The 10,592-nt window shown below is 62.9% G+C and carries 11 protein-coding genes; 4 read left to right on the top strand and 7 right to left on the bottom strand.

Annotation, left to right across the window (positions count from 1 at the left end):
- From Q0C23_RS07145 to Q0C23_RS07135, 3 genes are all read right to left on the bottom strand, one after another.
- Positions 1 to 2,053: CsoS2 family carboxysome shell protein (locus tag Q0C23_RS07145; RefSeq protein ID WP_291511680.1), on the bottom strand; the 2,053-nt coding region annotated here is incomplete at its 3' end.
- 67 nt (positions 2,054 to 2,120) lie between these two features.
- Positions 2,121 to 2,453, bottom strand: a complete 333-nt coding sequence (locus Q0C23_RS07140) for a ribulose bisphosphate carboxylase small subunit (RefSeq protein WP_215874243.1) — start codon at positions 2,451 to 2,453, stop codon at positions 2,121 to 2,123.
- Positions 2,454 to 2,492: 39 nt separating this feature from the next.
- Positions 2,493 to 3,911 (bottom strand): form I ribulose bisphosphate carboxylase large subunit, encoded by a 1,419-nt coding sequence (locus Q0C23_RS07135; protein WP_215874244.1) that lies wholly within the window; start codon positions 3,909 to 3,911, stop codon positions 2,493 to 2,495.
- A gap of 132 nt (positions 3,912 to 4,043) precedes the next feature.
- Here Q0C23_RS07135 and Q0C23_RS07130 point away from each other — a divergent pair, with 132 nt between their 5' ends.
- Positions 4,044 to 4,952: a LysR family transcriptional regulator gene (locus Q0C23_RS07130; protein ID WP_291511679.1), complete on the top strand. Its 909-nt coding sequence runs from the start codon at positions 4,044 to 4,046 to the stop codon at positions 4,950 to 4,952.
- Here the strand turns inward: Q0C23_RS07130 and Q0C23_RS07125 are convergent.
- The 4 genes from Q0C23_RS07125 to Q0C23_RS07110 are packed head-to-tail and all read right to left on the bottom strand — an operon-like array spanning position 4,949 to position 7,969.
- Positions 4,949 to 5,602 (bottom strand): HAD-IB family hydrolase, encoded by a 654-nt coding sequence (locus Q0C23_RS07125; RefSeq protein WP_291511678.1) that lies wholly within the window; start codon positions 5,600 to 5,602, stop codon positions 4,949 to 4,951. The genes Q0C23_RS07130 and Q0C23_RS07125 overlap by 4 nt on opposite strands.
- A 59-nt stretch (positions 5,603 to 5,661) precedes the next feature.
- A complete protein-coding gene (gene dusA, locus Q0C23_RS07120; RefSeq protein WP_291511677.1) occupies positions 5,662 to 6,669 on the bottom strand; it encodes a tRNA dihydrouridine(20/20a) synthase DusA in 1,008 nt (335 codons plus the stop codon).
- On the bottom strand, positions 6,666 to 7,328 hold the full coding sequence (locus tag Q0C23_RS07115; protein WP_291511676.1) for a DUF202 domain-containing protein: 663 nt from the start codon (positions 7,326 to 7,328) through the stop codon (positions 6,666 to 6,668). The genes dusA and Q0C23_RS07115 overlap by 4 nt, the downstream gene beginning before the upstream one ends.
- Positions 7,329 to 7,366: 38 nt before the next feature.
- A complete protein-coding gene (locus Q0C23_RS07110; RefSeq protein ID WP_291511675.1) occupies positions 7,367 to 7,969 on the bottom strand; it encodes a peroxiredoxin in 603 nt (200 codons plus the stop codon).
- A gap of 124 nt (positions 7,970 to 8,093) precedes the next feature.
- On the opposite strand from Q0C23_RS07110, the gene Q0C23_RS07105 reads away from it, so the two are divergent.
- The 3 genes from Q0C23_RS07105 to Q0C23_RS07095 all read left to right on the top strand — a co-directional run bounded on the left by Q0C23_RS07105 (position 8,094) and on the right by Q0C23_RS07095 (position 10,587).
- Positions 8,094 to 8,456, top strand: coding sequence for a DsrE family protein (locus tag Q0C23_RS07105; RefSeq protein ID WP_291511674.1), 363 nt, complete (start codon positions 8,094 to 8,096; stop codon positions 8,454 to 8,456).
- 122 nt (positions 8,457 to 8,578) lie between these two features.
- Positions 8,579 to 8,902, top strand: coding sequence for a ferredoxin FdxA (gene fdxA / locus Q0C23_RS07100; protein WP_004871218.1), 324 nt, complete (start codon positions 8,579 to 8,581; stop codon positions 8,900 to 8,902).
- Positions 8,903 to 8,916: 14 nt separating this feature from the next.
- Complete coding sequence (locus Q0C23_RS07095) at positions 8,917 to 10,587, top strand: ABC transporter ATP-binding protein (RefSeq protein WP_291511673.1); 1,671 nt, start codon at positions 8,917 to 8,919, stop codon at positions 10,585 to 10,587.
- Positions 10,588 to 10,592: the final 5 nt, after the last annotated feature.

Here is a 10,592-nt window from a genome sequence, read left to right as displayed (position 1 = left end):
TTTGGGTCGCCGCCAGCGCCTCTTGCAAGGCCCGCAGGCGCTCCTCAAGATCACGCATGCGCTGCTGGCAGGAACAAGCACTGCAAGAGGACGCAGCTTCACTCCGATCCTCGGTTCCCGCTACCTTCTGCATTGCCTCTACGGCCTCCTGCCGTGCTACGGGCTCCAACTCTTCGCCGGCATAGGGAGTACCGCTGACGAAGCTATCGGCGCCGGCTTCGTTGCCGGTGACGGCCTCGTCCGGTCCCATGGCCGGACCCGTGACCCACTGACCCTTGTCGGTACGACTCAGATAGGTCTTTGGCGCCTCGGGTTGCGGGGTGCTCGCGCAATAGGCGTAGTGCTCACGCCCGTAATACTCTGTTCCGGTGACGGGCCAGCACCCTCCACGCTCGTCACCGGTAGTTTTTGGGAGCCGATCCATCCCGGTACCGGTCATGACGCTACCGCTGAGGCTCGTCATGGCCTGCACCTTGTCTACGCCACCCCCGCAGAGCTGCGGGTTGCTGTAGCCGGTTCCCGTGATCCGGGCACAGCTGCCAGGCTCATTGCCCGTCACCTTTTCCGAGCGATCCACGAGATTGCCGGTGATCCGCTGCCCACGCTCCGTGCTGGACACTTCCACTTTGGGCGGTTCCGTAGGTTCGGGCCGCGTCCGGCACAGTGCCTCGAAGGTCTCGGTACTGAGATACTCCGTACCCGTTACCATACGGCAGGTGCCGGGCTCGAGGCCGGTGATCTTCTGGTTGCTGTCCACGGCGGTACCGGTGACGGGCTCGCCACGCACGGTGTGTGTCTCGCTGACCTTGCGCGGGGCGGCCTTACCATTGATGGTCATGCGCGCCACCCCGGTCTCCGCGTACTGCGAACCGGTGATCCGGGCATTTGCACCCGGCTCAGAGCCCGTCACCCGATTGGCACGCGCCTCGTCCGTTCCCGATATCGGCAACTGACGCTGTTGCGAGCGTCCGATGACCACCTTGTCCGGCCGTGCCGGCAAGTCACTGCGACAGAAACCCTGAAAGTTTTCCAGGCTGAGGTACTCCGTACCGGTCACCGTCTTGCAGCTGCCCGCCTCGTCACCCGTGACGGCAACGGAGCGACCGAGCTGGGTCCCACTCACCCCAAGACCGCGTCCGGTACTGCCGATCCCGACCTTGGGCGGATTGGCACTGGGTTTGGTGTCGCAAAAGCGTGAGTACTGCTCGCTGCCCACATACTCCGTACCGGTGATGATCCGGCAAGAGCCCGCCTCGCTACCGGTGACGGCGGGAGCCCTCTCTACTTGGGTCCCGGTCACTTCACTCCCGGCCAGGGTCGTCCCCGTCTCCACCTTGCTGGGCACGCGATACTTGCGCGAGCGCTGCTGTCCGGTCGGCTTCGCCGGTGGCAAGGCGCCCCGCCCCTTCTGCGCCAGTTCCTGCCGATGCAGACGGGCAAACTCATGGGCATTGCCGGTCTCGAGGTAGCGCAAGCGGGCGGCAGCGGAGCTGAGCCCTCGCATGACCGTCAACGCCACCTTACCCCGTTGCGCCAGGGACTGCCGGCGCGCCTTGCATAATTTACGCACAGAATTCTGGCGCCAGCCGAAGCTGTCGGGTTGGGTCTCACCGATTTCGCAGACGGAATCCAGAAAAGACTCCTCGATACCCGGGACCAAAGGCGGCACATCCTCACGACTCGCCGGCGCGGCACTATCGCCGGAGCCGCTGGAAACGGGCTCCTGACTCGTCTCCCGGCGCCGTCCTCGATGGCGACGCTGCTCCGGATCCGACCAGCACAGGGCGCCAGCACACCGCTGGGCCCGGTGTTGCCGTGCGATTTCGCGACCGCTGGGCTTGGCCGCCTGCATCTGCGGCTCTACCCGAAGATCGGTGCTGGCAGAGCCCGAGGGCACCACCGGTGTCGCGGCCACCGTCGGCTGTACCTTGGGCGCTGCGGAAGGACGTGCTCCCTCCGGCCGACCCTGCTGCTTGCGCAGGGCCTGCTCACGCCGCCTTTGCTGGGCCAGCGCGCGGCCCTGCAGACGGCCTCTTGCGGATGAATCAGACATGATGCCCCCTTTCTGGGCGGCGGCTGGACACCGATGGTGAATCTAGCCGCAACCCCTACCTGTGACCTCAGGAACCGCGATAGACGACAAAAGACAGACCCTGACTCTGGGTGTAATTGTCGTAACCGATGAGACGGATCAGGTGGCTGGGGTATTCGCGCCGACAGGCCTCCAGCTCCGCCAGCACGGCGTCGACATTGCGCTCGCCGAACATGGGCAGCTTCCACATATACCAGTAGTAGGTAAAGGGACGGTTGGGCTCGATGTGTTCCACCGCCGGATTCCAGCCCTGAGCGATGATGTACTGGATCTGAGCCCGCACCTGCTCCGCGGAAAAGGGCGGCAGGTACGAAAAGGTCTCGTACCGCCGGACCTGCTTGTATTCTTGCACTTCGGCCATGACAAACTCCTTCCTGAATAGCTAGGCGAATGGGGACGATCAGCGGTTCTGGACGTCGAGCTTGTCGACGGTATCGAACTCGAACTTGATTTCCTTCCAGGTCTCCAGGGCGATCTTGAGCTCGGGAGAGTGACGTGCCGCATTCATGAGCACCTCCTTGCCCTCCTTCTCGATCTCTACCCCACGGTTGCGCGCCTCGACGCAGGCCTCGAGGGCCACACGGTTGGCCGCCGCACCCGCAGCGTTGCCCCAGGGGTGACCGAGGGTGCCGCCACCGAACTGCAGGACGGAATCGTCGCCGAAGATGCTGACCAGGGCCGGCATGTGCCAGACGTGGATACCGCCCGAGGCTACCGCAAAGGCGCCGGGCATGGAGCCCCAGTCCTGGTCGAAGAAGATGCCGCGACTACGGTCTTCGGGGATGTAGGATTCGCGCAGCAGATCGATCCAGCCCAGGGTCGAGGCGCGGTCGCCTTCCAACTTGCCCACCACCGTACCGGTGTGCAGGTGGTCGCCACCGGACAGACGCAGCGCCTTGGTCAGGACGCGGAAATGAATACCGTGGTGCGGATTGCGGTCGATCACGGCGTGCATGGCGCGGTGAATGTGCAGCAGCACCCCGTTCTTGCGACACCAACGTGCCAGACCGGTATTGGCGCAGAAGCCGCCCGTCAGGAAGTCGTGCATGATGATGGGCATGCCCAGCTCTTTGGCGAACTCGGCGCGCTCGTACATCTCTTCCGGCGAAGGCGCGGTGACGTTGAGGTAGTGACCCTTGCGCTCGCCCGTCTGCGCCTCGGCGTTACGGATGGCATCGGCGACGAAGAGGAAACGATCGCGCCAGCGCATGAAGGGCTGGGAGTTGACGTTCTCGTCGTCCTTGGTGAAGTCCAGACCGCCGCGCAGCGCCTCGTAGACCGCACGACCGTAGTTCTTCGCGGACAGACCCAGCTTGGGCTTGATGGTGCAGCCCAGCAACGGCCGGCCGTACTTGTCCATCTTGTCGCGCTCTACCTGGATGCCGTGCGCCGGCCCATTACAGGTCATGACGTAGTGCAGGGGGAAACGCACGTCCTCGAGACGCAGGGAGCGCACGGCCTTGAAACCGAAAACGTTACCCACGAGGGAGGTGAAGACGTTGACGACCGAACCTTCTTCGAAGAGGTCGATGGGGTAGGCAATGAAGGCGTAGAAGGCGGTGTCGTCGCCGGGCACGTCCTCGATGCGATAGGCGCGGCCCTTGTAATAGTCCATGTCGGTCAGCAGGTCGGTCCAGACCGTGGTCCAGGTACCGGTGGAGGATTCTGCGGCTACGGCAGCGGCCGCCTCTTCCCGATCGACCCCGGGCTGTGGAACGATTTTGAAACACGCCAGGATGTCCGAGTCCAAAGGCACGTAGTCAGGAGCCCAGTATGTGTGGCGGTACTCCTTGACGCCGGCTTCATATTTACCAGCCATAGATCCCTCCTAAGATATCAATCCAATCGATCCAATCGACCTGCGAAACTGCATCCACCAGCGAATGTACAAAGGCCAATCCCTAAGGTAAAGTAAAAAGAAGTTAACGTTACCTTTTGGTATAGCAAAACCATGCCCCTTCGCCACGTCACCCTGCACCAGTTACGTATCTTCACGGTGCTTGCGCGTCACCTTAACATGACCCGCGCCGCTCGGGAATTGCACCAGACGCCTGCGGCGCTGTCCATCCAGATCAAACAGTTGGCCGAATATGCCGGGGCACCACTCTACGAACAGGTGGGCAAGAAACTCTTTCTCACCGCCAGCGGCGAGGCGGTGGAGCGTGCCGGTCGCGACATCCTGCGTCGCCTCGAAAGCCTCACCCAGGAGCTGGATGCCCATCGCAATGTCGAGCGGGGGCTGCTGCGTCTGGCCATCATCACCACCGCCGAGTATTTTGCCCCACGCCTGGTGGGAGCCTTCTGCCAGGAGTACCCCGGGATCGAGGTACGTCTGGAGATCGTCAACCGCGACAGCATCCTCGAACGGCTCAAACAGAATCTGGACGACCTCTACATCATGGGCCAGGTGCCCGAAGGCTTTCAGGGGACCGCCTATCCCTTCCTGGACAACCCCATCGTCCTCATCGCCCCCGCCGATCATCCCCTGACCCAGGCTACGGCCATCGCGCCGGAACGCCTCGCAGAGGAATCCTTCATTCTGCGGGAGGAGGGCTCCGGCACGCGCATGACGGCGGAGAATTTCTTTCGCGAGCGCGGCATTCAGCTGCGGGTACGCATGACCATGAGCAGCAATGAGGCGGTAAAACAGCTGGTGGCCGGTGGCCTCGGGCTCAGCGTGCTATCGCGCAATACCGTCGCCGCCGAAGTGGCCGCCGGTGACGTTGCCATCCTCGACGTCGCGGGTTTCCCCATTCTCCGCCACTGGCACGTCGTCCACCGCCGCAACAAACGCCTGCCGGCCGTGGCAGAACGCTTTCTCTCCTTCCTCCTGCGCGACCGATCCCTGCCCCAGTCCTAGTCCGTCGAGACCAGCGGGGGCAGCTTCTGCCCGCGGTGCTGCGGCGGACCGATCCATACCGGCCGGGCCGCCATATCCAGCATTTCCGCATCACCGCGGCTATTGCCGTAAGCCCAGAGCAGCGGCTGACCGCGCAGGAACTCCTGCAGGCGCCGAGCCTTTTCCGGACCAAAACAATTGGCACCGCGCAGACGACCGGTGATGCGCCCTTCGCCATCCAGCTCCAGCTCGGTAGCGATGGCGGCATCGAAGCCGGCCGCCGCTGCCCAAGGTTCGGCGTAGAGAGCGAGGGTTGCCGTCACCAGGACAAGGCCGTGACCACGGGCCCGGTGCTCCTGTGCCCGGGCCCACACCGGTCCACTCAGCAGATGCGGCAAGATCCGTTCGGCAAAGTGCGTCGCCACGGGACGCAGTCCCGCCAGCGCGCATCCACCGAGGCTGCGACGCAGGACGATCTCCTTGACGGCATCGTTACGCATACGCCCGAGGCCATACGCCCCGAGCTCTGGCAGACTGCGCGCCACCACACCCAGGAAACGCGGGGTGCCGAGCGCCTCGCGCAGAAAAAACGGCAGGGTTTCACGACGCGTCAGGGTACCGTCGAGGTCGAAGGCCACCCAGGGTCTGGGGCTGGAAAGGGATGCGTTCATGGTCCGCGATTCTGCGCCAGGGACCTTCTCCGGTCCATACCGGTGGCCTACTCGCGGAGTCACCGCGCCGAGAGGCCGAAGGCCGCCAGATGCGCACGGTTCTCGCGAAAGAAAAGCGCTGCACTTTGATCTTGGCGGGCCGTGCCGAGGAATTGGCGCCAGGCATGGGCACCGGGCTGACCGTAGAAGAATCCGTGCAAATGGCGGGTCAGGCGGGGCGCCGGCAAGGCCGCGCCCCAGTCCTCGGCATAGGTCAAAATGGCGGCAAAAACCTCTTCGCGCCTCGCCAGGTTCTGCCGCCGGCCAATGGCACGCTCCAACTCCGCCAGAAAAAAGGGCTGGTGATAGGCAGCACGGCCGATCATCACTCCATCCACCCGGGGCCACTGCGCCATGACCTTTGCTACCGTATCCAGACCGCCATTGAGCTCTATGCGCAAGTGCGGAAAATCTTCCTTGAGTCGCGCCACCCAGTCCCAGCGCAAGGGCGGTATGGTGCGATTGGCGGCAGGGCTGAGGCCTCGCAACCAAGCGTTGCGCGCGTGGACGACAAAATGCCGGCAACTCCCCGCAGCGACCTTGGCGACGAAATCGGCGAGCTCGGCGTAATCCTCCTGCCGATCCAAGCCAAGACGATGTTTGACGCTCACCGGCAGGCCGCTGCTCGCCAGGGCGTCGCTGATCTCGCGCACCAGTCCTGGGGTGTGCATCAGACACGCACCAAAGTTCCCCCGCTGCACCCGCGGCGAGGGGCAGCCAACGTTGAGGTTGAGCCCTGCGTAGCCATAGGCCCGAGCCAGGGCTGCGGCTTTGGCCATGGCCTCGGGGTCGTCGCCGCCCAGCTGCAGGATGAGGGGTTGCTCTGCCGCAGTGAAGGCGAGATAGCGCTCGGGCTGACGACCAAGGACCAGTGCACTGGTGTGGATCATCTCGGTGTAGAGCGTGCAGCTCGGGCAGATTTGACGCAAAACGTAGCGACAATGCCGATCGGTCCAGTCCAGCATAGGGGCGACGGACAGGGTCTTGGCCATGGCCGCCGGCGGGTATGGCGTCGGCACCGCGCTCATGCAGGAAAACCCAGCATCCAGAGCAGTCGTGTCATCCCCAGGAGAGTCAGCAGCAGCGCCAGCCCATAGACACCGTAGATCCAGAAATGGGGACGGTAGAACCCTGCTTCCACCTGTGCCAGGGTAGTGAAGAAACTCCAGAAGCCACAGATCAAGGTGATCATCCCCAGAGCGATAAACAAGAGATCCATGCCTGCAAAGGTGCTGGCCATGGCGATTTTCTTGTGGAGAATATAGGCCAGCTTACTCAAAAAGAAGTCGAATTTTTCGATGACAAAACCAAAAACCATGATACTGATACCCGTACGCAACCAAGACAGCAGCGTGCGCTCGGCCGAACAGTAGACCCGAGGATCCTCTACCTCGCGGGCGGCCACGACCCCACCGCGGTCGACATACCGCAGGTCTGAGGCAAATAGTAAAAAGACGGTGTACAGCAGAAAGAGGGACGGCCAGGTCAGCAGGTCGTAGAGATCGTTGAAAACGTGCAGCAGGCCCGGCAGATGCAACACCATCAGCAGCAGGGCGAATTTTTTGGCAAGAATACCAGCGGCAAAGGCAATGAACAGGAATTTGACCAGAGATAGGTAGCTCCGCTCCATACTGAGGTACAGGCGGGGTTCCCGTACCGACGCCAGAGATCGGCGCAGCAGCAGCACGGTAGCGGAGCTCGGGGATCAGCGCCGAAGCCCGATGCTCAGAGCTCCTTGGCGTGCTTGGCGAGAAACTCGGCCACGCCCTCGGAGCTTGCGGTCATGCCGGGCTTTCCCTTCTCCCACTGGGCTGGGCAGACTTCGCCGTGCTCCTCAAAGAACTGCAGGGCATCCACCATCCGGATCATCTCGTCGATGTTGCGCCCCAGTGGCAAATCGTTGATCACCTGATGGCGGACGATGCCCTCGCGGTCGATCAGAAATGAGCCGCGCAAAGCCACGCTGTCATTGATGAGGACATCGTAGTCCCGAGCGATGCTCTTGGTCAGATCCGCGACCATGGGGAATTCCACCGCGCCGATTCCGCCCGCTGCCTCCGGCGTCTTTTTCCAGGCCAGATGGGTATACTGCGAATCCACACTGCAGGAGACCACTACGGTATTCCGGCTTTTGAACTCCGCCAGGCGATGATGGAATGCGAGAATTTCCGAGGGACAAACGAAAGTAAAGTCCAGCGGGTAAAAGAACAATACTGCGTATTTATCCCGAATGTATTGGGAGAAATGAAATTGCTCCTGGATTTCATTGTTGGGCATCACCGCTGGGGCCACGAAATCCGGCGCCTTTCTGCTGACCAGTACTGCCATGGAAACTCTCCTTACGATTTTTTGGGAGCTCCATTTATAGCGCAAAGCCCTGCCTTTGTCTCCCTTGCGGCTGTCTAAGCATCAGGTTACTCTAATGCACTTGTCATTCCTATCGGGAGTTCCCATGGCACACTTCTTTGTGAACGTCACCCACGGCGCCAACGATCTCGACCGCGCCACCGTCGGCATGGTTCTGGCCAAGAACGCCCTGGCCGAAGGTCACGAGGTCACGCTCTTCCTGAGCCTCGATGGGGTGCACCTTGCCCGCGGCGACGGCTACCTGGACGGGCTGCAGGAGCCCACCTTCCCCGCCCTGAAAGAGCTGCGGCAGTTCCTTGTGGATCACGGTGCACGGATCTGGATTTGCGCCGGCTGCTTCAAGAAACGGGGCCTCGAAGCGGAGCATTTCATCCCCGAGGCCAAGATGGTGAGCGCCGGGGAGGCCATCCAGACTCTCGCCAGCGGCGTGGTCCCGGTCTACTACTGACCGCTGGGGCGGGCCGGCGAGGCGGGTGATGCACCTCGGGCAGCCCTTGGGATAGAATGTCGAGCTCACCCGGGCCGCGCTGTTCGGTCCGGGCACAAGCCCATGCTCAGGAGTTTCCATCCATGACCTACGTGGTTACCGAGTCCTGCATCAAGTGCAAGTACACCGACTGTGTCGACGTTTGTCCTGTGGACTGCTTTCGCGAAGGACCCAACTTTCTGGTGATCGATCCCGACGAGTGCATCGATTGCACCCTCTGCGAGCCGGAGTGCCCGGCAGAGGCCATTTTCCGTGACGATGATCTCCCCGAAGGTCAGGAAGAATTCCTGGAGATCAACGCCCGCCTCGCCAAGACCTGGCCGCCCATCATCCAGAAAAAGGCGGCGCCGGCGGATGCCGACGACTGGGCCAAGGTGAAAGACAAGCGCGCTCTGCTGGAAGAGTGAGCACTCCGGCGCCTGTGGCGCTGCATTCACCAAGCTTTCGACGCCTCCTCGGCCTGCTGCGACCGCATCGCGGTGCCATCGCCGGGGCCATGGTGCTCATGGCCATATCGGGTCTCGCCACAGGCGCTCTCGCCTACTACATCAAACCGGTCCTCGATCACATTTTCATCGACCGGCAGGCCGACATGCTGCTCTGGCTGCCGGCGGGCGTGGTCCTGATCTACGCCATCAAGGGTCTCGCCGACTACTTCCAGGCCGTCGTGCTGGCCCGCATCGAAGAGCAGATCCTGCGCCAGCTGCGCGAAGCGCTGTTCTACCACACCTTGCGGCTGCCGCTGGGCCAGATCATCCAGCAGAGCCACGGCGCCACCCTGTCGCGCATGAGCCTCGACCTTACCTTGCTGCAGCAGGGCCTGACGGTGCTGGCGCGCTTCTTTCTGTCGGCCTTTCAGATTCTGGCCCTCATCGGCGTGGTCCTGTACATGAGCTGGCAGCTGGCCCTCATCAGCCTGGCCACTCTGCCCCTGGCCTTCTATCCGCTCATCCGCTTCGGTCAGAAACTGCGCCAGCGCGGCCAAAACCAGCAAGTGCAGATGGGCGAGATCCTGGATCAGTTCTCTCAGAGTCTGCGTGGCATCGAGGTCATCAAGACTACCGGCGCCGAAACCTTTGCGGCGCGGGGATTCCAGCAACTCGCGGAACGCTACTATCGCCTCATGATGCAGATGGTGCGCATCCAGAAGGCCAGCGTGCCGGTCATGGAGATGATCGCAGCCCTGGGCATCGCCGCCATCATCTACCTGGGGGGCAGCCAGGTCGTCAGTGGCGCCATGAGCGCGGGCGCCTTCTTCAGTTTTCTCGCCGCGCTGGGCATGATCTATGAACCACTGCGACAATTGTCCTCGGCCAATAACCAGCTGCAACAGGGATTGTCGGCGGCGGATCGCCTCTTTGCCTGGCTCGATCAGGATCTGGAGGCAGACGAAGGCGACACCAGCAAGACGGCACCGCTGACCTGGGGGCACTGGCAATGTCGTGGGCTACAGCTGCGACTGGGGGACGAGCTGGTTCTGCGGGGCCTCGACGTGGACATCGCTCCGGGCCAGACCGTCGCCCTGCTGGGGCCAAGCGGTAGCGGCAAGACGAGCTTCGTCCGCGTCCTGCTGGGACTGATCCCAGCCAGCGGGGGCAGCATCCGCCTGGGGGGACAGAGTCTGGAGCAGTTGTCGCTGGCCGCCTATCGTCGCTGCTTCGCCTTCGTCGCCCAGGAGCCCGTGTTGTTTACCGGCACGGCTCTGGAAAACATCAGCTTCGGCGACCCCCAGCCCGATCGCGCCCGTGCCGAGCGGGCTGCCCGCTCTGCCCATGCCTGGGATTTTCTGGACGCCCAAGGAGGACTCGATGCGCTCATCGAGGGTCAGGGCAGCAATCTCTCTGGGGGGCAGCGTCAACGCCTGGCCATCGCCCGCGCGCTTTATCTGGAGCGCCCGGTCCTGGTGCTGGACGAGGCCACCAGCAATCTCGACAGCGAGAGCGAGGAGCGCATCGCCGAGACCATCGAGGCCTTGCACGGCCAAAAGACCATCATCATCGTTGCCCACCGACCGCGCACGACCCGTCTGGCCGACCAGCGCATCTATCTGGAGGCTGGTCGGCGGCTGGAGCACCCGTCGCACGAGGGCTGAGCCAG

The organism is Acidithiobacillus sp. (assembly GCF_023256195.1).
GTDB lineage: Bacteria > Pseudomonadota > Gammaproteobacteria > Acidithiobacillales > Acidithiobacillaceae > Acidithiobacillus_A.
The sequence above is the reverse complement of the archived record's forward strand: the minus strand, read 5'-3'. Positions and strand labels throughout refer to the sequence as shown.

Bases quoted from the DNA above. Each gene is read 5' to 3' on its own strand.
- Q0C23_RS07140 (WP_215874243.1), bottom strand. From the start codon at position 2,453: ATGGCCGAAGTGCAAGAATACAAGCAGGTCCGGCGGTACGAGACCTTT.
- Q0C23_RS07135 (WP_215874244.1), bottom strand. From the start codon at position 3,911: ATGGCTGGTAAATATGAAGCCGGCGTCAAGGAGTACCGCCACACATAC.
- Q0C23_RS07130 (WP_291511679.1), top strand. From the start codon at position 4,044: ATGCCCCTTCGCCACGTCACCCTGCACCAGTTACGTATCTTCACGGTG.
- Q0C23_RS07110 (WP_291511675.1), bottom strand. From the start codon at position 7,969: ATGGCAGTACTGGTCAGCAGAAAGGCGCCGGATTTCGTGGCCCCAGCG.
- Q0C23_RS07105 (WP_291511674.1), top strand. From the start codon at position 8,094: ATGGCACACTTCTTTGTGAACGTCACCCACGGCGCCAACGATCTCGAC.
- fdxA (WP_004871218.1), top strand. From the start codon at position 8,579: ATGACCTACGTGGTTACCGAGTCCTGCATCAAGTGCAAGTACACCGAC.
- dusA (WP_291511677.1), bottom strand. From the start codon at position 6,669: ATGAGCGCGGTGCCGACGCCATACCCGCCGGCGGCCATGGCCAAGACC.
- Q0C23_RS07125 (WP_291511678.1), bottom strand. From the start codon at position 5,602: ATGAACGCATCCCTTTCCAGCCCCAGACCCTGGGTGGCCTTCGACCTC.